Annotated in this window: 17 protein-coding genes; all 17 read right to left on the bottom strand. The window is 62.4% G+C overall.

Going from position 1 to position 24,424, the window contains the following annotated elements:
* Window positions 1–21 precede the first annotated feature (21 nt).
* Window positions 22–1,350, bottom strand: a complete 1,329-nt coding sequence (locus ACFQ95_RS20265; RefSeq protein ID WP_422833887.1) for an MFS transporter — start codon at window positions 1,348–1,350, stop codon at window positions 22–24.
* A gap of 91 nt (window positions 1,351–1,441) precedes the next feature.
* Complete coding sequence (locus tag ACFQ95_RS20260; RefSeq protein ID WP_422833885.1) at window positions 1,442–2,287, bottom strand: amidohydrolase family protein; 846 nt, start codon at window positions 2,285–2,287, stop codon at window positions 1,442–1,444.
* Window positions 2,284–3,324, bottom strand: a complete 1,041-nt coding sequence (locus ACFQ95_RS20255; RefSeq protein WP_422833883.1) for an amidohydrolase family protein — start codon at window positions 3,322–3,324, stop codon at window positions 2,284–2,286. The genes ACFQ95_RS20260 and ACFQ95_RS20255 overlap by 4 nt, the downstream gene beginning before the upstream one ends.
* 17 nt (window positions 3,325–3,341) lie before the next feature.
* Window positions 3,342–4,313: an ABC transporter substrate-binding protein gene (locus tag ACFQ95_RS20250; protein ID WP_422833882.1), complete on the bottom strand. Its 972-nt coding sequence runs from the start codon at window positions 4,311–4,313 to the stop codon at window positions 3,342–3,344.
* A gap of 167 nt (window positions 4,314–4,480) precedes the next feature.
* A complete protein-coding gene (locus ACFQ95_RS20245) occupies window positions 4,481–5,140 on the bottom strand; it encodes a glutathione S-transferase family protein (RefSeq protein WP_422833880.1) in 660 nt (219 codons plus the stop codon).
* Window positions 5,141–5,224: 84 nt separating this feature from the next.
* Window positions 5,225–7,720 carry an efflux RND transporter permease subunit gene (locus tag ACFQ95_RS20240; RefSeq protein ID WP_422833878.1) on the bottom strand — a complete coding sequence of 832 codons (2,496 nt, stop codon included), beginning with the start codon at window positions 7,718–7,720 and terminating at the stop codon, window positions 5,225–5,227.
* Entirely contained in the window at window positions 7,717–8,868 is a 1,152-nt protein-coding gene (locus ACFQ95_RS20235; RefSeq protein ID WP_422833876.1) for a WD40/YVTN/BNR-like repeat-containing protein, read from the bottom strand. The genes ACFQ95_RS20240 and ACFQ95_RS20235 overlap by 4 nt, the downstream gene beginning before the upstream one ends.
* A gap of 12 nt (window positions 8,869–8,880) precedes the next feature.
* Window positions 8,881–10,263: a DUF1329 domain-containing protein gene (locus ACFQ95_RS20230; RefSeq protein WP_422833874.1), complete on the bottom strand. Its 1,383-nt coding sequence runs from the start codon at window positions 10,261–10,263 to the stop codon at window positions 8,881–8,883.
* A 29-nt stretch (window positions 10,264–10,292) separates the two neighbouring features.
* Window positions 10,293–11,954, bottom strand: a complete 1,662-nt coding sequence (locus tag ACFQ95_RS20225; RefSeq protein ID WP_422833872.1) for a DUF1302 domain-containing protein — start codon at window positions 11,952–11,954, stop codon at window positions 10,293–10,295.
* A gap of 586 nt (window positions 11,955–12,540) precedes the next feature.
* Window positions 12,541–14,046 (bottom strand): efflux transporter outer membrane subunit, encoded by a 1,506-nt coding sequence (locus tag ACFQ95_RS20220; protein ID WP_422833870.1) that lies wholly within the window; start codon window positions 14,044–14,046, stop codon window positions 12,541–12,543.
* A complete protein-coding gene (locus tag ACFQ95_RS20215; protein ID WP_422833868.1) occupies window positions 14,033–17,218 on the bottom strand; it encodes an efflux RND transporter permease subunit in 3,186 nt (1,061 codons plus the stop codon). The genes ACFQ95_RS20220 and ACFQ95_RS20215 overlap by 14 nt, the downstream gene beginning before the upstream one ends.
* Window positions 17,215–18,753 carry an efflux RND transporter periplasmic adaptor subunit gene (locus ACFQ95_RS20210; RefSeq protein WP_422833866.1) on the bottom strand — a complete coding sequence of 513 codons (1,539 nt, stop codon included), beginning with the start codon at window positions 18,751–18,753 and terminating at the stop codon, window positions 17,215–17,217. Before ACFQ95_RS20210 ends, ACFQ95_RS20215 begins: the two co-directional genes overlap by 4 nt.
* Window positions 18,754–19,587: 834 nt before the next feature.
* Window positions 19,588–20,802, bottom strand: coding sequence for an L-dopachrome tautomerase-related protein (locus ACFQ95_RS20205; RefSeq protein ID WP_422833864.1), 1,215 nt, complete (start codon window positions 20,800–20,802; stop codon window positions 19,588–19,590).
* 61 nt (window positions 20,803–20,863) lie between these two features.
* On the bottom strand, window positions 20,864–21,820 hold the full coding sequence (locus tag ACFQ95_RS20200) for a sugar kinase (RefSeq protein WP_422833862.1): 957 nt from the start codon (window positions 21,818–21,820) through the stop codon (window positions 20,864–20,866).
* Window positions 21,807–22,454 (bottom strand): RraA family protein, encoded by a 648-nt coding sequence (locus tag ACFQ95_RS20195; protein ID WP_422833860.1) that lies wholly within the window; start codon window positions 22,452–22,454, stop codon window positions 21,807–21,809. The genes ACFQ95_RS20200 and ACFQ95_RS20195 overlap by 14 nt, the downstream gene beginning before the upstream one ends.
* A gap of 47 nt (window positions 22,455–22,501) precedes the next feature.
* Entirely contained in the window at window positions 22,502–23,440 is a 939-nt protein-coding gene (locus tag ACFQ95_RS20190; RefSeq protein WP_422833858.1) for a C-terminal binding protein, read from the bottom strand.
* 55 nt (window positions 23,441–23,495) lie between these two features.
* Window positions 23,496–24,424, bottom strand: a 929-nt coding sequence (locus tag ACFQ95_RS20185) for a TRAP transporter substrate-binding protein (protein ID WP_422833857.1), incomplete at its 5' end; no start/stop codon positions are given.

Below are 24,424 nucleotides of genomic sequence, written 5' to 3'. Positions count from 1 at the left end.
TTGATCAAAAGCGGGGTTGATTCAGGCGCCTGACTTCGCGGGCGCTTCTGCCTTGGGCACCCCGGCGGCCCCCGCGTCAGGCCGTTTGGCCTCATCACCCGCCACCTTGGGCGCCCACTTGGGGCGCAGCAAGATGGCGGTATTGGTCGCACCAATCAGCAAGAACAGCACGATCACCTTCATGGGCAAGTCGTAATTGCCGCTGACATGCAGCAACCAGCCCGACAGGCTTGCCGACACACCACCGGCCAGGCTGGTGGCCAATTGCTGCACCCCGGTGGCCAGGCCGATGGCCGGTTTGGGGATCAGCGTGAGCTTGCACAACGCCAGGTTGTTGGCAGTGGCCAGGCCCAGCAGCGTCAGCGACAACACGTTCCAGAACAAGGCCTGGTCCAGCGTTTCGGCAAAGCTGCCAAACAACACGGTGCTGCCGCCGATGAAGCCGGCAATCACAAAGGCCTTGCGTACAAAAACCGCGTCACCCCCGCGCTCTATGATGCGGTCGGCCAGCCAGCCCGCAAAGGTGGCGACGATGGCGATGCCCGCAAAGCTGAAGAAGGTGTAGAGCCCCGAGTTCTTCAGCGACAGGCCACGCTGCTCCACCAGATAGGCGGGCATCCAGGTCATGCAATAGAAGACGAAGTAGCCGTAGCAGAAATTGTTGATCATGGCGCCCCAGATCACCGGCGCCTTCAACAGGCCACCCAGCGTGACCGACGAGGCCTTGGCCTTGTTGCTGACCAACTCGGTCTTGGACGGCAGGTCGTTGCGCACCATCATCAGCCAGGGCAACAGCCAGATCAGGCCCAGCACCCCGGTCAGCACAAACATCCACTTCCACGAGTAGCTGACGATCAACCAGGCGGCGACGGGGGCGCCAATGGCCGGGCCAAACTTGCCGCCCATGGACAGGATGCCGGCGGCCAGGCCCTTGTGGTTTTCGCCCATGTTGCTGCCTATCCAGCGGTAGCTAGCTGGGATCACGATGGCCTCTGCCGCGCCCACGATCAGCCGCATGGCGATCAGCCCTGCGAGAGCCGTCACCAGGCCGGTGAGCGCCGTGGCCAGGCACCACAGCAGAAAACAAATGGTGTAGGGCCACTTCACGCCGTAACGGTCCACCAGCCAACCCATGGGCAATTGCATCAGGCCATAAGACCAGAAAAAGGCCGAGTTGAGCCAACCCCGGTCCACGCTGCTCAATGCAAACTCTTCGATGAAATGCTTGTCCGCCAAGGCGGACGACAAGCTGGTGCGGTCTATGAAAGAAATCAACAGGCCCACCGTCAGCAGGGCCAGGATGGCCCAGACGCTGGCAGTGCCGGTTGGTTTCGAGGTGCTTGTCTCCATGTCGTTCTCTTTGATGTGCTGAACCGTTAGGGTTGGGATGGCGCTCTATCGGCGCCTTGTCCGCGAATGGCCGGGATCACCAGAGCTAGGTCTAGGCAAGCCCCGGATAGAGCTTCTGCGCCGTCTTGCCAAAGACCCAGGTGCGGTCTTCCTCACTCAGGCTGGCCAGGCCGGCCTGCGCCGTGGCCAGGATCTCCGACAGCGTACCGGGCGAGGTCGGAAAGTTCGAGCCCCAGGCCATGCGTTTGGCGCCAAAGGCCTCCACCACACGCGGGAAGAAGGTCTCGGCACTGGCCTTGTCCTTTTGCACGTCGCCAAAGATGCGCGGTGTGAGCTTCATGTACAGATTCGGCAGGTCGGCCATGTCGAACAGGCTTTGTGCGTTGGTGTACGGCGGGCCGTCGAGCACATCCGGGCGGCCCAGGTGGTCGAGGATGATGTTCACGCGCGTGAACTTCTCGGCCAGCATGCGCACCTGCGGCAGCCCTATGGGCCCCGTCTGTATGCACATGGGCAGGCCCAGTTCGGCCAGCATTTCCCAGGCCTTGAAGGACTTGGGGTTGTCCAGCTCGCTGGGGTCGAAGTCCTTGGTCGAGCCACCGGTGAAGATGCGCAACCCGGCCAGGCCTTTGTCGGCCCAAGTCTTGATGACGGCAGGCACATCGTCGGCCAGCATGTCAACCGAACCCACCGCCACCAGACGGTCTTTGTACTGGTTGCAGCCGTCCACCACATAGGCGTTGTCGAAACCATAGGTGGTGGAGGAATGCACCACGGCAGCCTTGGCCACACCTGCTGTGTCCATCGCGGCGATCAACGATTCAACGGTGCTGGGGCGCTCTTGCGACCAATCGGAGCGTTTGCCAAACAGCGGTGCCGGGGGGTAGCGCTTCTCATCATCCGAGATGATGTGTGGATGAATGTCGACGATGTTCATGCGGCCTCCGTCTGTTGGGCACGTTGTTTCAGCAGCGCATCCAGACGTGGATACACACGGCGTGCGTTGCCTTCAAAAATCGCCTGGCGGTCGGCATCGGTCAGCGCGGTGCAGCCGTCCAGGTAGCGTTTGGTGTCGTCAAAATATTGGCCGTTGAACGGGTCGCGGCCACGCACGGCACCAATCATTTCAGAGCCGAACAACACGTTCTTCACTGGTATCACCTTGGTCAGCAGTTCCACGCCGGGCTGGTGGTAGACGCAGGTGTCGAAGAAGATGTTGTCCAGCAGGCCTTCGAGCGGACGGTTGGCCATCTCCAGCGACATGCCGCGGTAACGCCCCCAGTGGTAGGGCACGGCACCACCGCCGTGTGGGATGACAAAGCGCAGAGAGGGGAAGTCTTTGAACACATCGCCCTGCAGCAGTTGCATGAAGACCGAGGTGTCGGCGTTCAGGTAATGCGCGCCGGTGCCGTGGTGGCACACATTGCACGAAGCCGCGACGTGGATCATGGCCGGCACATCCATGTCACACAGCGCCTCGTACACCGGGTACCAGGACTTGTCGGTCATGGGCAGACCCGTCCAGTGGCCGCCGCTGGGATCTGGGTTCAGGTTGACACCCACAAAACCCAGTTCATTAACAATGCGGCGCAGCTCGGGAACCGAGTTCTTCGGCGGCGCCAGCGGCGACTGCGGCAACATGCCCACGGGCACAAAATTGTCGGGATAAAGATCGCAGACGCGGCGCACCAGATCGTTGGAGATCGTGGCCCATGCGAGGCTGGTGCGCTCGTTACCCAGATGGTGGCTCATGAGGCCGGCAATCGGCGAGAACAGCGTCAGGTCGCTGCCGCGCTCCTGCTGCAGCTTGAGCTGGCCGTTGCCCACACCTTCGCGGATTTCGTCGTCCGACACATGGGCGCCCGACAGTGCCGGGGCATTGACCGGGTCGTTGGCAAACTCAACCTGCTTGGCACGCCAGTTGCGGAAGGAGGCCGGGACGGTGGTGAAGTGACCGTGGCAATCGATGATCATGTTGAGCTCCGTGGCGTTCAGGCTTGTGGGTCAACGAACAACTCGTTGATGGCCATGCGGCGCGGTGTGAGGTTTTGCTTGAAGGCCGTGGCCTCCAGCGCTTCTATGGTCTTGAGGTTTTCCTGCAAGCCGTAGGGCAGCGGGTCGTGGCCGACGATCTTGCGCAGCTCCAGGTACTTCTTGTCGCCGGCACTGGTGGCCTGGCCCGCGTCCAGCTTGGCCAGCCATTCCTTCTTGGCCTGGTCAAAGGCCTTGTAGATGGACTTGGCCACCCAGGGGTTTTCAGCCAGCACCGAGTCTTTCACCACGATGGTGCCGTGCATGGGGTAGATGCCGGTGCGCGCAAAGTATTCGGCTTCCAGCGTTGCCGCGTTGGGGAACAGGTCGGGGTAGTCGGCCTCGGCTTCCTTCCAGCCACCGGTGGGGGCACCGGTGCGGCCAATGCCGGCGGCGGCGGCGAAACCGGCCACCAGCTCACCCTTGGCCATCATCTCGTTGAGCGAAGTGCCGGCAGGCGCATGCACCACATTGCCCGGCAGCTTGAGCTGGGTCACGTGTTCTTCATCGTCCACCACCCAGGTCACTTTGGAAGAATCAAGGCCGAACTCGTCGATCAGCACCTGGCGTGTCCACACACCGGTGGTCACCGAGTAGGCTCGCACACCAACCTTCTTGCCTTCCAGATCCTTGGGTGTGTGGATGCCCGCGTCGGGGCGCACCAGCAAACCCGCATGGTGGAAGCGGCGCACCACAAAGATGGGCAGGGCCACAAACGGTGCACCGTAGGCGCGGGCAATGATGTAGGTGGTGGGGGCGATTTCGCAGACGTCGAACTCGACATCACGCACCATGCGGCGGAAAGCGCCGATCTGCGGTTGTACGGTTACAAACTCGGCATCCACACCTTCGATGGGAATGGAGCCGTTGCGAATCGCCGAGGTGTGCGGGTGTTCCGCAATGGCGATCTTGAGATGAACTTTGCTAGCCAACTGATGTCTCCTTGGGTCTTCTGCTGCCGCAGGCCAGAAGCGGCGCTACGCAACAAAACATATTGAATTAACAGACCTAAGGTTACGCAGCGCGCGTGTATGCGCCCATCTACAAAAAGCAGATTCGCTTGCACTTTCTGCTGGAGCAAATGAGAGTTGCCGCCGGGTCAATCCCGATCGGGTGCACCAAGCGGAAACAAGGGCCGGAACGGGCGCGCTTCATCCACGGCCCTGGCGAACGATGGGCGCGCCAACAAACGTGCGCGATAGGCACGCAGCCCGGGGTAGGCCTCAGAGATGCGGTGCGTCCAATCGGCGTAGAAAAGCGACGGTGCGGCTGCGCAATCCGCCAGCGTGAAGTGTTCACCCGCGGCCCAGGTTTTGTCGGCCAGATGGTTTTCCAGCCAGGCGTAGGCGAGTTCCAGCTTTTCCGTTGCCACTGTTTGCGCGTCACGGCGTTTGCTGGCGTCACCCGTCAACGCGCCATTGACGGCATGCTGCATGGGCGTCATCACGTGTAGATCAAAAAAGCGATCCAGAAAACGCACGTCCAAGGCTGCGATAGGCTCCACCGGCAGCAGGCTGACCGAGCCGGGGTGTGTGAGCTGCAGATACTCGATGATGATGCTGCTCTCAGCGACGCGGCGCTCTCCGTCCAGCAGCACCGGAAACTTGCGCAGCGGCCACAGCCGCAACCAGTTGGCCGCGTGCTGCGGGGTGTCCGGCCCTAAGCTGCGAAATTCAAAAGCGGTATGGTTCTCGTACAGCGCCACCAGCACTTTTTGCGTGTACGAAGAAAAGGGATGACCGTAGAGCGCGAGAGACATGGCGAAGCACCTGCTAAGGCTTGCACAACACAAGCTTTAGCAGAATAGGCGTGCTTCTTGCGCTGCGCAAGCCCCGGTGAAGGCCTATGCTTTAGCGCTTTTGAGCAGCGACGTGTCAGTGACGTTCGTGCCAAAGGATTCAGGCACCGCCGCTTTCTCTGAAGCCGCACTGTGGCGACTCACCACGTCCACCTGGGGCACTACCGCCGGCTTCAACAAAAAGTGCGCCAGCGCAGGCAGCAGTACCAGGGCGCCCACCATGTTGACCACAAACATGAAGGCCAGCAGAACCCCCATGTCGGCCTGGAACTTGATGGGCGACAGCGCCCAGGTGGCCACACCCAGCGCCAGCGTCACACCGGTGAGCATCACCACCCGGCCGGTGAACAGCAGCGACTGCTGGTAGGCGGCACGCAAGGACGCACCTTGGCGCAGCTGCGCCAGGACAATGCTCAGCACGTACAGCGCGTAGTCCACACCAATGCCCACGCCCAGCGCCACCACCGGCAAGGTGGCCACCTTCAAGCCAATGCCCAGTTGCACCATCAGCGCCTCGGCCAGCACCGAGGTCACGGCCAGCGGAATGATGGCGCAGGCCACGGCACGCCAGGAGCGGAAGGTGAAGTAGCTCAGCAGCACCACGGCGGCATAAACCCACAGCAGCATCTGCCGGTTGGCCTTTTCCACCACCGCGTTGGTGGCGGCCTCAAAACCCGCATTGCCAGCCGCCAGCAGGAACTCGCTGCCTTCCTGGCTGTTGCGGCGCGCAAAGTCTTCTACCGCCGCCGTCACACGTTTCAGGGTCTCCGCCTTGTGGTCGGCCAGGTAGACCTGCACCTGCAGCAGCGAAAAGCCCGCATCCACCAGTTGGCGCGGCGCACGCGAGCCGGCGGTGTTGAGCGCGCCCTGGTTGGGTTGCAGCTCGTACCAACGCGGATTGCCTTCGTTCATGGCCACAGCCGTTTGGCGCGCCAGCGAGGCCAGTGACTGCGTGCTCTCCACACCGGGCAGTTGGCGCAGTTCCCACTCCAACTCGTCGACACGCTCCAGCACTGCATGCGACATGGCGCCCTGCTCTGATGTGCGCACCATCACCGTCAGCACATCGCTGCTGGTGGCGTAATGGGCGGTGAGATAGGCGTTGTCCTGGTTGTAGCGCGAGTTGGCACGCAGCTCGGGTGCGCCGGCATCCAGGTCACCAATCTGCAGCAATCGGCCATGGTAGAGGCCCACACCGGTCAGCAGCCCTGCGACCACGATCGCGCCCAGGGCCCAAGGCCGCGCTGTGAAACGGCACAGCAGATCCCACAGCCAGCCGGTGTTCGGGTTTTCGCCGCTTTCGGCCAGCGCGATGCGGCGCGCGGCGGCCGGGCTCACCCCTGTGAAGCTCAACAACACCGGCAGCAGAATCAGATTGGTGAACACCAGTATTGCCACGCCCAGGCTGGCGATGATGGCCAGCTGGCGAATCGACTGGATGTTGATCAACAGCAGCACCGCAAACCCTACGGCATCACAAGCCAGCGCCGTAAAGCCCGCCGTGAACAGGCGCCGGAAGGTGTAGCGCGCGGCCACTAGGCGGTGCATGCCACGGCCTATGTCCTGCATGATGCCGTTCATCTTCTGCGCGCCGTGGCTCATGCCGATGGCAAACACCAGGAAAGGCACCAGCACCGCGTAGGGATCGAGCGCAAAACCCAGCAGCGGCAACAGGCCCAACTGCCAGACCACGGCGACGATGGAGCACAACATCACCAGCAGCGTGCTACGCAGGCAGCGTGTGTACCACAGCACCACGGCGGTGGCGATGGCGGCGGCCAGCGCGAAGAACACCAACACCTGGGTCAGGCCCTCGATGAGGTCGCCCACCACTTTGGCAAAGCCGGTGATGTGCAGCGCCAGCTTGTCGTCGCTGTACTTGGCACGCACGGCTTCCAGGCGTTGCGACAACTGCGCGTAATCCAGCGCCTGGCCGGTCTCGGCGTCGCGCTCGGCCAGGGGCACGATCAGCGCGCTGGACTGGTAGTCCTTGGCCACCAACTGCCCGACCTCGCCCGAGCGTTCTATGTTCAGCCGCACACGCGCGAGCGCGGTGGCTGAGCCGTCATAGTTGTCGGGCATGACGGTGCCACCTTCAAATCCGCTTTCGGTCACCGCCGTCCAGCGGGTGGAGGGTGTCCACAGCGACCGCATCTGGCCGCGCTGCACACCGGGCAACAGGAACAACTCGTCGTTCAGCGCGCGCAAGCGGGCCAGGTAGTCGGGGTCGAGTATGCTGCCGCCGTCTTTGCGCTCCAGCACAATGCGCAGGCTATTGGCTTGCGACGGAATCTTCTTGCGTTCAGCCAGGTAGTTCTGCAGGTATGGATGCGCCAGCGGCAACATGCCTTCGAAGCTGGCGTTGGCCGTCACACGTGTGGCCTGCCAGCCCAGCAACAGTGTCAACACCAGGCAAACCAGCAGCACCAGGCTGCGGTGGTTGAACACCAGGCGTTCCAGGCGGCTGCCTGAGGCGGAATCAAAATGCTCGACTGAAACAGCGTCGCTCGCGCGAACCGTGGGATGCGGCGCCATGCTCATATGGCGGGCTTTCTGGCAGTAGGGGAAGAAGAAGGAATGGCAGCAGCGGCCAGCTCGGCCGGTGTCAGCCGCAACAGGCCACGCATGCCGACCAGCACCAGGGCGCCGTCGGCGGCCTGTTGCAAACCGGTGAAGGGGAAACGCTGGGTCAATGCCAGGGGCTGGAAGCGTTCGCCGCCATCCTCGCTTTGCAGCAACTGGCCGGCGGCGCCAACCAACAACACCCGGCCGTCGGCCAGTTGGCTGCCAGCCATCAACGAAGCCTCAACCGGGGTTTGCAGCACACTCCAGCCCTCGCCCACCGCGGCGCTGCGCAGCAGCTTGCCTCTGAGGCCCAGCAGCAGCAGCGGCCCCTCGCGCAATACAACAGCGCCAAACAGACTACCGTTCGCCGGCGGCGTCTGCGCTGCAAAAGTCTCATTCGGCGCGGTGGCACGCAGCAGCAGGCCTTGTTCGCCAAACAGCAGGCTCTCGTGGCGGCGCTCGGCCATGCCGTAATACGTCAGCCCCTCGGGATTCGGCAGGCCGTGCATTTGCGACTGCCAACTGCGCCCACCATCGGTGCTGGCAAAGGCCAGGCCGTAAGCCCCCACCACCAGCAGCGAGCCGTCGGCACGCAAGCTCAGGTCCAGCAGCGGCTTGTCTGCGCCTTCGGCCACCAGGCGTTGGGCGTCTTCCAGCAACACGCTGGCCCGCGCGGCCGCGTCCGGGCTCTTGCCGATCTCGCGTTGCGCCTGTGCGGCCTGCAATGCCAACTCGGCAGCAGCCTGGCCATCGAGCATCTTCAGCCACGTGGCGCCAGCGTCTTCGGTCTTCAACACCACGCCCATATTGCCCACGGCCCAGCCGCGCTTGGCATCGGCAAAACGCAGTGCGGTCAGGGTGCAACTGACCGGCACCTGTGCCTGCTGCCAGCTCTGGCCGTGGTCATCTGAATAAACCACCAAGCCACGTTCGCCCACGGCCACCAGGCGTTGCCCGGCGCGCGCCACGGCTTGCAGCACAGCCTGTGTAGGCCGCGCCACCTTCAGTGCGGGCTGGCCCAGCGCCCGCGCCAAAGGCTGAGCCGCGTGGGCGGCCGGAGCCAGGCCAAAGCCTATTGCCCCCAGCAGCGCCATGCGGCGTGTCATTCCATCCACTTGCTTCATCGTTTATTGGCCTTAGCGCACACCGCCGCTGGCGAGTGCGGCGGACGAGAAGTTGGCCATTTGTTTGCTGTCAAAAGCGCGGTAGGCCACACCACCGGTTTCGTTGACCGCACCGGCAAACACCCAGCCACCGGCCAGCAAGTCGAACCAGGCATAACTCAGCGTGGTCGCCAGGGGTTGGTCTCCGGCCACCAAGGTAAAGGCCTGGCCGGTCTTCCACAGCTTGCCTTGTGCGTCCCAGCTGTCGGTCAACACGGCTTGCCAGGTGTCTTCGTCCAGGTAGAAGCGGCGTTTGGCCGCAGTGTTGCGTTTGCCTTCACGCAGCGTGCCTTCCACCACCCAGGTGCGGTGCAGTTCCCAGCGCACGGCATCAGGGTTCAGCGTGCCCTTGCCAATCGCGTCCTTGATGGGTTTGGCCATCAAACCATTGTTGTTGTAGGGCACAAAGACCTCTTGCTTGCCGATCAGCTTCATCTGGTAGCGGTCTTGCGAGCCTATGAACAGGTTCACGTCGTCGAAGTTGGCCAGACCGGCGGCCGAGCCATCGGGCGTGTCGTAGGCAATCGATGGCGACTTGCGCACACGGCGTTGGCCCGGCAGGTATTGCCAGCCTTCCTTGGGCTTGCCGAAGTTGTCGACATAGTCCACCGTCATCAGCGCCTGGCCCGCGTTGGCGGGTGGTTCGGTGATGTCGATGCGCGCCCTCGCCCATTCACCGCTGAACTGTTCCGGGCTGCCCGCCGGGTCGTAGAAGGGATAGATCAGATTGGTCTTTTGGCGGCTGGTGAGCAACTGGTCGCCAGCGGCGGTCATGACGTATTTGTCGGCCACAAAACTCGTCACCTGACCCCGGTAGCTCAGCATGTGGTTCCAGATGGCTTCGTGCCCGTTCTTGGGGACCGGGAAAGGCACGCCGCCGTAGGCGCCTTCCACCGTCAAGCCATCGTTGATGAGCTTGGCGCGCGCCGCGTTTTTCGCCACCTGGTCGTAGATGGCCTGCGGAAACACCGCGCTGCGCCGCGTAGGGTATACGTCGAGCTTGAATCCGGGGTACTTGGCCAGCAAGGCCTTGGTGCCGTCGCTCAACTGCGCGCTGTACTCCGCGGCGTTGGCGGCGGTGATGGTCAGACGTGGTTTGTCGGCGGCAAACGGGTCGCTGCGTTTGGCATTGCCTGCACCGCCGGTGGCAGGTGCCTTGCCATCCCAGGCGGGAATGCTGCCGTCTTTATTGCCCGCGCGCTCGGCGCCGTAGGGGGTGAGGTTGCCCGACTTCAGGGCGGCCACGTCCTCGGGTGCGGCGGACGCCGCACCGGCGATCAGCAAGGCGGCGGCCAGAACGCTCAGGCGTGGCAGTGACCGCAAGAGTGGCAGAGGTGGATAGTAAGGGGTGCGCATGGCTAGTCTCCAGATAGTTGTTCTTCAGCTCAGAAGGTGGTCTGCAAACTCAGACGCAGATAGTCGCGGTCCAGCAGCGCCTGGGTGTCCGACTTGCCCAGGTAGTTGATCCACGAGAGGTTGACGATCCACTTGTTGAGGTAGACCCCCGTCAGGCCCAGGATCAGCTCGCCGCCACGGTTGGGGCTGCCACCAAAGGGGAACGAGGTGTCGATCATCGACGTGCCACGGAAAGCCCAGCCCAGGTTGATGGGGGCGCTCAGATCCAGCCCGGGCGACACCTGGTACCAGGTGGGTGTGAAGATCACCCGCATGCCAACACTCGATTCACTCTTGTCGCGGTTGACCTTCTCAGTGCCCACGGCATAACGCCCGGCCACCGTGGTGCGCACGTCGTTGATGCTCATCACATGGTTGGCCGCCAGTTCACCGACCAGGCTGGACCCTTCCCAGAAGCCCGCCTTGCCGCTCAATTGCGTCCAGGACAGGTTCATGTGTGCGGTGCGGCCGGTCACATAGTTCGGGTCGGTCGGCGTCACCACACCTTCCTTGACGGCGAGCGGCTGGCGGTCACGCAAGGACATCTCCAGGCCGACGTTGGTGTCGCCCACCAGCTTGGCCACACTCATGCCTACCGAACGCACGGGGTCGGTCGGCACAATCAGCTTGTAGCGGCCTGTGGCGGTGCTGGTCTGGATGATGGTCGAGGTGTCGCGGTAGCTGATGGCATAAAAGCCCAGGTCGGCATCCAGCCAGTCGCTGCGGGTGTTCAGCGCAAAACCGAAGTTGTTGCTGTTCTTGCCCTCGTCGATACCGTTGTAGCCCAGATAGCAGTTGTTGAAGCGCTGCGCCACCGGCACGGCCGTGCTGCCGCACTGGTTTGCCGTGGGGTTGCCTATGAACATACGCTGGGCGCCATCACCCAACATGTCGGTGCTGCTCAAGTAGCTGCCGGCGGGGTGCAAGCGGGTGGGACGGTATTTGAACTGGACATAACCTTCCACACTGGTCTGCTCGGTGAACTGCAACGTGGACGACAGCTGCGGCACAGGAATGGTGGTTTCCTTGGCCTGGGCGCCTGGAATACTGAGCTTGTAGACATCGATAGGCGCCATGCCCTTGGCCAGACCGTTCATGCCGAAGAACATGCTGGTGCCCCAGATCAACGAGTGCTGACCCAGGCGATACGACAAGGTGCTGTCGCCGATCTGGTTACGGCCGAATGCGAACCAATCGAGCATCTCGGCCTTGTTGCCGGCCACATCGCGCGTGCCGGGCGTGAACTGGTTGTAGGGCACGCGGTTGGCCGAGATCGGCGAGTCGTGGTCGTTGCTGCGGTTGTAGACCTGGTCGTACCAGGCGGCGCCGCTCAGGCGCAGGCCAAAGCCGTCTTTTTGAATGTCAAACTCGCTCAGCAAGTCGGCGCGACTGGACACCAGGCCACGACCAAAGCTGCGGTCGCCATCGTCTGCGTTGGCCTTGACCGAGACAGGGCTAATCAAGTCCGCCGATGGGGACTTGAGCCTATAACCCGAGCTGTATTTGACGGTGTTGTCCCAGCGCACCTGCCATTCGCCGCCGGGGTTGAGGTCCATCGCCGAGGCGCCGCCACCCAACGTCGCCAAAATGGCCATCACCAGGTGTTTGGCCACTGGTGCGGCCGGATTCTTCGTGCACGCAATCTTGTCCACTCTTGTCTCCTGTTTTTAATGCTTGTGCCAAGCCGCCACCCTCTGCTCGGGGTGTTCGTCGCTGGCTAAGGGAACTGTATTGATTGCGTGGCGGCAAGCCTCTATACAAAAAGCAGATTCGCTGGCACTTTTGTTCAGAGGCAATAGGCGCCCGAGACGCGCAACAAGGCTGAGGCGCTTGTTGGACGGAAAGGCGCCAATAGTGCGAACCGTTTTGGCCCAAGTGGTCCACCAAGTAGAGAGGACACATGGTGGTCAACAAGCGCAGGGGCTAGAACCGCCGGGCGCTCGCCGCCGGTCGCATTTCGGCAGAGTCTCCCTTCTCAGCGCCTACAGGCCCCACAAAGCAGGCGGCCCCCCAGCCAGATCACTGTTCGAGGTGCTGCGGATCCAGTGACTGCGTGGGCTTCTTGATCACCCCGAGGAATGCGTGTTTCCAGCGGAGTTGTAGACAGGCCCGGCGATCTCCAGTGGACGCGTCTGCTGGCCGGCATTCAGCAGCGGCCAGGCGTAGAGCGGCGATTGGAGCAAATACAACGAAGTACAAACGAAGCGGCAAACACACACAGCGCGTTTGCCGCTGCATTCACTTTTCTTGACGAGGTGATGTAGCAGTGCTTTCGGCGACATCCAGCGAGCGGGGTGGAGATGCGTTTTTCTCGGCCCATTCCACCCAGGATCCACCCAAGGCCTTCAGCATGGCGATCTGCTGCAGCAGAACGTCGCCTATGCCCTGGGAGTAGGCCAACTCGGCGCTGAACTGCGAGCGCTCGGCATCCAACACCTCCAGGTAGCTGGTGTATCCGCCCTCGTACTTGCGCCGGGCCAGTTGCGCGTAACGACCGGTGGAATCGACCTGAAGCTTTTGCGCATCGCGCGATTGCACTGTATTGCGAATGCCGACCAAGGCATCGTCGACTTCGCGAAATGCGGTTTGCACCGACTGCCGATAAAGAGCCAAAGCTTCGCGCTGTGCACCTTCTGCGCCAAAAACCTGGCTTTGTGTGCTGCCACCGGTAAAGATCGGCGCCACCAGCATTCCGCCGTAGCTCCAGGTGCGCGCCGGCCCGCTCCAAAGATTGGACAGCCCAGAACTCTCAGAGCCGAAAGCCCCGGTGAGCGAGATACGCGGGAAATAAAGCGCCTTCGCCGCACCAATACGCGCATTGGCCGCCACCAGGGATTGCTCAGCCTGGCGCACATCCGGGCGCCGTTCGAGTAGCTCAGAAGGCAGGCCGGCAGGTACCGGAGGCGGCTGAAACTGGTCGATAGACAGGCCACGGGCAATCGGCCCAGGGTTACGTCCAAGCAATAACGACAGCGCGTTCTCTTGCTGGCTGACCAATTGTTCGTACTGGGGAACCGACTGCAATGCGCGCGCGTATTCGGTACGTGCCTGGCTGAGTTCCACCTCGGAGATCACGCCGCCCCTGAAGCGTCTTTCGAACAGCTTGAGCGCTGCCTCGCGTGATGCCAGCGTGCGCCGTGACACCTCCAGCCGATTGTCCAGGTCGCGTAGCGTGACGTAACCGCTGGCCGTGGCCGCCACCACCGACAGCAATACGCCTCTGCGCGCTTCTTCCGCCGCCTGCAAATCTGCCTGGGCGGCTTCGGTCAGGCGGCGCACACGGCCAAACAGGTCGATCTCCCACGAGACGGTCAGGTCAGCCTGATAGCCGGAGTAGGGGTTTTGCGCTGGTGCCGGTGAAACACTGCGGCCGCTGGCCCGGCTGCGTGTGCCGCCCAAGTCTGCGCCAATCTGTGGATAGAGTTGGCCTCTGATCTGGCCCAGGCTGCCATAAAACTGCTCAACCCGGGCCGAGGATGCGGCGATGTCCTGGTTGGCCGTCAAGGCTTCGTCCACCAGCGCGGCCAGCACGGGATCGCCCCACTGCTTCCACCAGGCCACGTCCACCACCGCACCAGTTGTGGCCAACTCGGCATGCCGGTGCTGCGCCGGAACATCCAGGGCCGGCCGCTGATAGTCGGGCCCCAAGGTACATCCACTCAACACGGCGAGCAGTGCAACCGGAAGGATATAAGCGCCGCGGATAACCCCCAGGCGGCCAGAAGCAATGTCAAGCTTCGCCATGGGGCCTCCCTTGCGTCAAGGCTGCGGCTTCTTCCGCTGCTGGCGCCTTGGCCTTGCCTGCGCCACCAAAACGCTCGGACAAGGTTTCGAAACCCCAGAAAAACAATGGAATGAAGAAGATGGCAATCACCGTAGCGCCCAACATGCCGCCGATCACACCGGTGCCCAGCGACTGCCGGCTGGCCGACGATGCACCACTGGCAATCGCCAGCGGAATACACCCGAGGATGAAGGCCAACGAGGTCATGATGATAGGACGCAGACGCAATCTGGCAGCTCCAACCGCGGCGTCGAACGGCGACTTGCCCTCCTTCTCGCGCAACTCGACCGCGAACTCGAAGATCAGGATCGCATTCTTCGCCGCCAACGCAATCAGCACCGTGAGACCGATCTGGAAGTAGATATCGTTTTCGATGCCGCGCAGCCAGATGGCCGTGATGGCGCCGAACAGCGCAAACGGCACGGCCAGCAACACGCCGAATGGCAGGGTCCATTTCTCGTACTGCGCCGCCAGAATCAGGAACACCATCACCAGCGCAAAGGCGAACACCATGCCGGCCGTGGAGCCGGCCTTCTTTTCCTCGTAGGACTGGCCGGACCACGCATAACTAAAGCCTGGCGGCAGCACCTCGCGCGCCAGGTCTTCCATCGCGGCCAGCGCCTGGCCGGAGCTGTAGCCTTCGGCGGCATCACCCGTCACCTTGGCCGCCGGAAAATTGTTGAAGCGGGTAACGATGTCGGCTCCGGTGACGAAGCGGGTTGTCGCCACCGCCTTCAGCGGCACCATTTGGCCCGCGCGGTTGCGCACATACATATTGCCCAGGTCCTCGGGCTGGACGCGGTAATTGGGCTCGGCTTGCAGAATCACCTGGAACAAGCGGCTGCTCTTGGGAAACTGGCTGACGTAGAGCGAGCCGAACAGGGTCTGCAAGGTGGAGTACACGTCTTGCACCGGCACGCCCAGGCTTTCGGCGCGCTCACGGTCCACGTCGACCAGCATCTGCCGCGAGCGTGTGTTGATGGTCGAGCTGACACCGCGCAGCTCTGGCCGCTGGTGCGCCTTGGCGATCAGGTCGCGTGTCACGGCCTCGAGCTTTTGCAGTGGCGCGTCGCCCTGGCTCTGGACCCAGAACTCAAAGCCGCCGGTCGTGCCCAGGCCAGGGATGGACGGTGGATTGATAGGGATCAGCAGCGCGTTTTTGTCGTGGCGGAACTCGGCGCCCGCGTCGCGGATCAAGGCCGCCGCCTTGTCCGATGGCGCCTGGCGCTCGGCAAAACCCTTCAAGGCCACGAACAGCGTGCCTGCATTCGACTTGTATTGCGAGTCTATGAGGCTGAAGCCCGGCATCGCCGCGACTGATTTGACGGCCGGGTGTTTCTGGTACCAGGCCATCGCACGGTCGGTCTCGGCTTCGGTGCGGTCCAGGCTGGCGGCGTCCGGCATGATGGCCGCAGTGAACAGGTAGCCCTGGTCCTCTACCGGCAGGAAGGACGAGGGTACCCGGCCAAACAGGCCCAGCATCAGCGCCACCATCACCACGATCAACGCCACGGCCACCACCACACGCTTGATCACCAACTGCGCCAGCCGGCTATAACCATTGGTCAGCTTGTCAAAGCCCCGGTTGAACATGCCGAAGAAGCCCTTCTTCTCGTGTGTGCCAGGCTTGAGCAGGATGGCGGCCAGGGCCGGCGACAAGGTCAGCGCCACCAGGCCCGACAAGACCACCGAGACCGCGATGGTGATGGCGAACTGCTTGTAGAGCTGGCCGGTGATGCCCGACAAGAATGCCACCGGAATGAACACCGCGCACAGCACCAGCACAATGGCCACCACGGGGCCAGAGACTTCGTCCATCGCGCGTTTGGCGGCCTCTTTGGGCGACAGGCCGAACTCGGCCATGTTGCGCTCTACGTTTTCAACCACAACGATGGCGTCGTCGACCACGATGCCGATGGCCAGCACCATGCCGAACAGCGTCAGCATGTTGATAGAGAAGCCCATGGCCGTCATGCCTATGAAGCCGCCGATGATGGACACCGGCACGGCCAGGATGGGCACCAGCGTGGCACGCCAGCTCTGCAGGAACAGGAACACCACGATGATCACCAGGATCACCGCCTCGACAAAGGTGTGGATCACCTCGGTGATGGATTCCTGCACGAACTCGGTGGTGTCCAGCGCGATGTCGTAATCCATGCCTTCGGGAAAGCTTTTCTTCAAGCTGGCCAGCGTGGACTTCACGTCCTTTGAGACTTGCAGCGCATTCGCGCCCGGCTGCTGGTAGATGGCGATGAGCGTGGCCACCTTGCCGTTGTACTTGCCGCGTATGGAGTAGTCCTTGGCACCGAGTTCGGCGCGGCCCACATCCTTGACCTTGACGATGGCGCCCGTGCCGCCCTGCGCGCGCAGAATGATGTTCTCGAACTGCGCGGGTTCGGTCATGCGGCCCGAAGTTGTCACGGGAAAGGTCTGCTGGACCGGCGTCGTGGTCGGTGGCGCGCCCAGGCGGCCGGCCGCGTACTGCTGGTTCTGCGCCGCCACGGCCTGCTGGATGTCGGTCGCGGTCAGGCCCAGACTGGCCATGCGATCGGGTTTGAGCCACAGGCGCATGGCGTAGTCGGGCGAGCCTATGATGGCGCTCTGGTTGGCGCCGGGAATGCGCTTGAGCGCGTCCAGCACGTTGATGTTGGCGTAGTTGGCAACATAGTTGGCGTCGTAGCGGCCATCGGGTGCATAGATCGCCACCACCACCATAAAGGCGGCCGATTTCTTGGCCACGCTAACCCCTTGGCTGCTGACCGCCGAAGGCAAGGTTGGCAGCGCCAGGTTGACGCGGTTTTGCACATCGACTTGCGCCAATGCCGGATCGGTGCCGATCTCGAAGAACACTGACAGCGTGACGTTGCCGGTCGAACTCGAGGTCGAGTTCATGTACATCATGTTGTCGGCACCGTTGACCTGCTGCTCGATAGGCGCGGCCACGCTTTCCGACACAACCTCGGCGCTGGCTCCGGGATATGTAGCCGTGACCGAGATCTGCGGCGGAGTGATCTCGGGAAACTGCGCAATCGGCAGGTTCAGCATCGCCACGGCGCCGGCGAGCACCAGGATGATGGAGAGAACGGATGCGAAGATCGGCCGGTCGATGAAGAAGTGTGCAATCTTCATGAGCCGGCCACCGTGACGATGTCCACACGGCGCGCCTGCTCGGCATCGGCACCACCAACGATATCGGCGGGGGCTTTGAGTTCAATGCGTGTGGCGGCGATGCCCTGGGCCGTCAAGGCGGCACGCACGCTGCTTGCGCGCGCTTGCGCCAGCTTGGCATTACGCTCTGGGTCACCGTGTTCATCCACATAACCACTGATGAACACGCGCTGCTGCGGGTTGGCGCGCAGGCGTTCCGCGACACGTGACAGCTCGGCGCGGGCGACGGCGTCCAGTTGGGTGCTGGCGCTGGCAAACAACAGCGATGCGGCATCAGCCGATGTGGCACCGGCGGCACCAGCAGCACCGGCGCTGGCCGTGGCCGCCCCGGACGTTTGTGCCTCCGCGCTGCCGGTGGCTGCCGGCGGCAGCACCACGGCCGGGGCCTCGGTGGGTTTCAGCGGCACGCCCGGCGCCATGCGCAGAATACTGTCGACAACCACACGGTCGCCATCGGCCAGGCCACTGCTGACCAGCCAGTTGTCGCCCATCCATTGGCCGGCCTCGACATTGCGCTGTGCGGCCTTGCCGTCCTTGTCAACCACCCAGACAAAGCTGCCCCGCGGACTCTGCTGGACAGCAGCCTGCGGGATGACAATAGAGTGGCTGCGCGTGGCCCCATGCACACGAACGCGAACAAATTGCCCAGGCCGCAACTCCCCCTTGGGATTGGGAATTTCGGCTCGCACCAGGAAAGAGCCGGTCTCCTGGCTAAACGAGGCATCGGCAAAGGTGATGCGTCCCGGGCTCTTGTACGAGGCGCCATTGGCCAACACCACCTCTACGGTATAACGCTCGCCAGGCGCAGCTTTCAAACGGCCACTGGCGACCTCGGAACGCAGACTCAGCGACTCGTTCTCCGATAGGCTGAAGTTGACCCGCATAGGATCTAGCTTGGCAACATAGGTCAACAGACTGTTGCCCATGTCCACGTAGGCGCCCTCCTGGACCTTGGCAAAAGACGACAAGCCCGACACCGGCGAGCTGATCGTGGCGTAGCTCAGGTTCAGTTCCGCCGAGGTGACCTTGGCGCGCGCGGCCTCCAACGCGGCCGCGGCTGCCTGCTCCTGGCCGGTGGCATCATCCAGGTCTTTCGCCGACAGCGCGTTGTCGGTGACCAGCGGCTTGACACGGGTCAGGTTGGCGCGCGCGGTGTTGAGCCTGGCCTGCTGCTGGGCCATCTCGGCACGTGCCGCCGACAGATCGGCGTTGAATGGTTTGGCGTCGATCAGGAACATCGGCTGGCCGGCCTTGACCATGCTGCCTTCGGTGTAGATGCGCTTGTTGAGAAAGCCGGGCACACGTGCGCGTATCTCGACCTGCTGCGAGCTCTCGGTTTGGCCTACGAACTGGAACTCGACCGGAACGTCGCGAGCCTTGACGGTGATGGCGCTGACTTCGACCGCCGCAGCGGCTGCGGGCGCGGCTGGTGGCGCTTTGGAGCATGCGACCAAGCAGGCCGTGATCAAAAGGACAGGAACAACTTTCGCGTGCATATTCCCCTCTTTCCGCCCTCTCGGGCGCTGTGCTGGATGCGTGGCGACGCGCCTTGGCTTGGGCTGACTTCGCCCTGGCTTCACATGGTCCGCTCGAATGAATCAATTCCCCAGGTGCGCAGGCCTCGGTCTCATCTCTTCGGTCCGGCCATACGGATGAAACGATGGGCAAGCTTTGAGGCTGCTAACTTTGCTCTGGCCCATCGCAGGCCGCATGAGGCCTGACTCGAAAGTCTTGTCAAACTTGACGCTAGAACACGCACCCCAAAGATGTAAACACAGAAGATGGCCATGGGCTGCGCGCTAACGCTGCAAAGAGGCGAAAACAGCTGCGCTGAAACTGGAAGACAGACTGATGCTAACCAGCGACATAGGTCGTGTCCAGTTGTATTGCACCAACAAAACAGGCCTCAGTCGATTCAAGCTCCGTCCCTGCTTTCTGGAGCGTCAAGCAGTGGCTGACCGCGTGAACCGTCGCCGGCCAAGGCTTGGCGGCGCTTGATGTACAGCCAGTTGGCCATCACCAGACGGTGTAGTTTTTCCTGTCTCTATCGCGCTGCAAGCGACATGCAGCAGAAAGACATGGCGTGGTCAAGCTTCACCAAGCGCGTGGATGCCATTGCCGGACCGCGAAGCACAGTCTTCTTGCAGGGCAAAGGTGCACCCTGTCTACCGCCGCGATTCCGGCAACGCTGCAGTACGACTGGGCAAAGGGGCATACTGAATTCATCCAAAAACGCCGGCCATACCTTTTAGATCGGCATAAACCACCAGATCCCCAGCCGCCATGAGATCCGCAGCCAAGCGGCTCTCATGACGCACAGCGATGGCGGCCTACTTCGCGAGGTACGGCTTTGCGCCGGTTGCGAAGCGGTAGATGCGGAAGTTCGGCACTTTAGGGTGGTCGAAATCCATGTCACCGTCGACCCACAAATGCAGATGGTTGCTCACGAAGTAAAGCATGCCCTTTGGCCCCCAGGCCAAGGTGTCGGGCCAGGAAACCTCGTCATGGCTCACATGGGTTTTGACCTCGCCCGTGGCGGCATCGCGCTTCATGATGCCGTTCAAACCCAGCGCAGTCATGTAGAGGTTGTTGTTGCGGTCTGCCGTCATGCCGTCGGTGTTCGATGGCAAGCTGTTCACCAGCTTGACCGCCGCCTTGACCTCGTCTTCACTCTTGCTGAAGTCGCGGATCAGCGCCGTGGGCAAGGACAGCAGGCGGTTGCCCGTGAGGTTGGTCCAGTAAAGCGTTTTCTTGTCGCCCGACAAGGCAATGCCGTCCGCGCCGGTTTTCATGCCGTTGGGTTTGCCGTCCACGGGCTTGAGCACATCGCGGCCGTGGATCTTGAAACTGTAGTCTTCGTTGTTGACCCACTCGGGGGCCGACAACACCCGCTTGGCTTTGTTCGACTGGATGTCGTACACCAGAATGCCGCCCTTGAGCGGATTGCAGAAAATGCCCGAGTCGCTGATGTAGACCACCCCCGCATCGTTGTCTACGGCCACGTCGTTCAAGAACGAGCACTTCTTGTCGCTGTCGGCATCAGAGAACTCGTAACGCGCCACTTCGCGGCCGGTCTTCAAGTCCCAGCCAATCAGCTTTTCATCTCCCGGCTTGGAAGGTGCACCGGCCACGTGCCCTTGGTCCAGTATCCACATCACATCATTACGGTCGATCTCGAAACCCAACACTGCCTTCAGGCCCTTGGGATTGGTCACATCGTTCAGCGCCTTGCTGGGAAAGGGCTGCAGCTTCCACGCCTTGCCCTTCTTCACCAGCTTAGACAAGGTGGCCGGCACCTCGGCCCCGCCCCAGCGCGCCGTGCTCACGTAAAGTGTGCCGCGCGAGTCGACCTTGACCCCATGCAACAAAGCCTTTTTGTAGACCTGCTGGTCGTCATAGGCCTTCTCCGCGGCCTTGTCGCCCAGGTCATAAGACAGACGGTTCCATTCGGCCACCACTTCCAGCTTGGGCGCGGCAGTTTGCGCCTGCGCCAGACTGGCACTCGCGGCCAAGGCCAGGGCACACAACTTCAAAGATGCGTTCATGAACATGTCTCCATAAATTGATTGGCGTAGCAGGGAACACGGAAAAATCTTGGCAAAACCGTCAGTCGCTCTGCGCCTGCAAGGCGGCAAGCACTTGCGCCGCATGGGGAATGGGATCAACCGCGCCAAAACCTTGGGTGGATAGCGCCGCTGCGGCTGCCGCATAACGGCCAGCGGTACGCAGGTCGTCGCCCGCCACGCGGCGCGCCACAAAGGCGCCACCAAAGGTGTCGCCCGCGCCGGTGGCATCCACCGGCTGGCAAGGGTGCGGCGGCAGCATATGACGTTGATGGCCGTCTGCCAGCAACGCCCCACGTTCACCCAGCTTCAGCGCCACCACCTTGGCCCCCAGATTCAGGCAATGGTCGACCAGTGCATCGGGATCGGTGAGGCCGGTGATGGCCACGATGTCTTCATAACTCGGCAAACAAATATCCGACTGACGGATCACGTCCGTCATCACCGCGCGCGCACGCTGCACCGACCACAGCTTGAGACGCAAGTTGGTGTCAAACGACACCAGCGTGCCGGCGGCCCGCGCCTGCTCAATGGCGCTATAGGCCGCATCGCAGGCCGATGCCGAAACTGCCAGCGAAATGCCAGAGAGGTGCAGCACCTTGGCGCGGCGAATCACGTCCAGCGGCAAGTCGCTTGCCGTCATACGGCTGGCGGCGGAGCCACTTCGGAAGAAACTGAAGTGGTGCCCGGCTTCGTTGTGGTTCACAAAATAGATAGCGGTGTACGCATCAGCCACGGCCTGAACGGCCGAATGGTCGACGCCTTCCCTATCCCACAGCGCGCGCAACATGGCACCATTCTGGTCCTGCCCCAGTGCACTCACATAAGCCACACGCGCGCCCTGGCGCGCGGCGGCCACGGCAAAGTTGGAGGTGTCGCCACCAAAGCCCTGCAGATAGAGCTTGCCGCCGCGCTCGCCCGTCTGGTTGAACTCGACCATGGCTTCGCCCAGCGCCACGATGTCGAGACCGGTGTGCGCCTTGCCCTCAGATGCGGCCATATTTGGCAAGCCCGGTGCGCAAGGACTTTTCGGCAATGATCAACTTGGCCTGCTCCAGCTCGCGCACGTCGATCTCTTGCGCCACGGCCAGCACTTCGGCGGCCTTGTTCTGCGGCACCACCACCACGCCGTCCACATCACCCACCACGATGTCACCTGGGTGCACCACCACATCGCCGACACGCACCGGCACCTGCGAAGCCACCGTACGGTAGCGGCCCAGCGTGGTGCCGGGGCTCACATCGCGGGCATAGATGGGGAAGCCGTAGTCGCGGCGAATTTCGGTGAGGTCGCGCACCGCGCCGTCCAGCACCGCGCCCACATGGCCGTTGGCCACGGCACCCGCCGTCATCAACCCACCCCACACCGCCACATCGGTTTGGCCGCCTTCAATGGCGATGACGATGACGCTGCCGCTAGGTGCTTCGTCGATCAGATCGAGCGCATGTTGTGGTGGCACAAATTCATCGGTTGCGGCTTCCAGCACGGTAGCGGCCGGGCCGCAGATACGTTCGTCGTTGATGCGTGGCTTGATGCTGCTGCTCAAGTAGCCGCGTTGGCCACACACCTTGTCCACCGCGTCGGCGATGGAAGCAATGGCGACGTTTTTGAAACCTTCAATCAGATCTTGCATGTTTGTCCTCTTGTCATGAATAAATACGGGGAAATGCGCTGTGGTGGCTACCAGCGGTTGAGCCAGTGCACCGGCGCTTCGCCGCGCAGCACACGCACCGCCTCTTCGGCGGCTTTGCGCTGCACGTCACGCATGGCTTCTTCGCTATACCAGCCGATGTGGTTGCTCACCACCACGTTGTCCAAAGCAAACAGGGGGTGTTTGGCATCGGGGGGTTCGTGCTCGAACACGTCCAGGCCAGCGCCCAAAATACGGCCCTCGGCCAGGGCTTTGTGAAGCGCATTCAAGTCCACCAGACCACCACGCGCGGTGTTCACCACCACGGCGGTCGGGCGCATCATGGCGATGCGCTCGGCGTTCAACAGCTGCCTGGTCTCGGCCGTCAACGGTGCATGCACCGAGATCACGTCAGCCTCTTGGCAGATGCGTTCGACCGAGGCCAGCTCAATGCCGTCAGCGGCTTTGGCCAAAGGGTCATTGACCAGCACCCGGCCAAAGCCAAAACCCGACAGCATCTCGTGGGTCATGCGCGCAATGCGCCCATAACCCAGCAAGCCGAGGGTACGGCCACGCAGGCGGTACATGGGTTGCAGCACACCGGTAGACCACCTACCCTCGCGCACCTCGCGGTCATGGATGCGCAGCCGCCGCACCACCGCCAGCAGCAGCGCCACGGTTTGTGTGCTGACTTCGTCGATGCCGTAGTCGGGCACGTTGGCCACGGCAATGCCGCGTTCACGCGCCGCCTGCATGTCGATGTTGTCGACGCCGATGCCGTAGCGGATGATGGCTTTGCAGCGCTGCATGTCTTCGATAACGGCACGGGTCACGGGCGACTCACGCACCAGCACCACATCGGCATCGCGGCAGTTTTCGCGTGCGCGTTGCACGTCAGCGGCACAGGGGCGCACTGCAAAATCGGCGCCCACGGTTTGCAGCAGCGCCCGTTCCTGGTCATACGACGGGTAGCCATCGTCAATGGCCACAACAAGTCTTTTGGAAGGGCTCATAAACAGCTTGTGTCTCCGGTGTTCTGCGTCATCAGTTCTTCACGGCTGTGGCTTGTTTCACCAGCTCGGCGCCAATGTCATTGGAGAACTTGGCGACCACGGGCTTGACCGCATCGCGCAGGCGCTGCAGCTCTGCTGGGCTCAACTCGTTGACCTGCATACCCTTGCCCTTGAGTTCGGCCACCAGCTTGAGTGACTGCTCGCGCTGCAACTGGCGTTGGTACTTGGCGGCTTCTTCGGCGGCTTCCTTCACCGCCGTGCGGTCGGCGGGCGAGAGTTTGTCCATCCACTTCTTGCCCGCAATCAGGATGAAGGGCGAGTAGATGTGGCCGGTCATGGACAAGTACTTTTGCACCTCGTAGAACTTCGATGCATCGATCAAGCCCACGGGGTTTTCTTGTGCGTCCACAGCCTTGGATTCGAGCGCGCCATACAGTTCGGTGAACGGCATGGGCACGGGGTTGGCGCCCAGGGTCTTGAAGGTTTCGATGAACACCGGGTTCTGGATCACGCGTACCTTCAGACCGGCCAGGTCTTCGAGCTTGTGGATGGCACGCTTGGAGTTGGTCATGCTGCGAAAGCCGTTTTCCCAGTAGGCCAGTTCCACCAGGCCAATCGCATCCAGCTTGCCCGCAAGTTGCTGACCTACCGGGCCGTCCAGCAGCGCATCGGCCTCTTTGTAGTTGGCCACAATGAAAGGCAGGTCAAAAACCGCAAATTCCTTGACGGCACCCACCAGGTTGGACGTGGGGCCAACCATCATCTCCAGCGTGCCACCTTGCACGGACGACTGCATGGCCGGGTCGGAACCCAGCTTGCCGCTACCGTAGGTGTTGACGGTAATGCGGCCCGCCGTCTTGGCTTTGACCAGTTCGGCAAAACGTTTGGCGCCCAGGCCTTGGGGGTGGTCGTCAGCAGCACCGTAGCCAAGCTTGGCCACACTTTGTGCCAGCGGCGGGT

Source organism: Variovorax sp. HJSM1_2 (assembly GCF_049316285.1).
Taxonomy (GTDB): Bacteria; Pseudomonadota; Gammaproteobacteria; order Burkholderiales; family Burkholderiaceae_C; genus Rhodoferax_B.
Note: the sequence above shows the minus strand (reverse complement) of the source record. Positions and strands in the feature narration are given on the sequence as shown.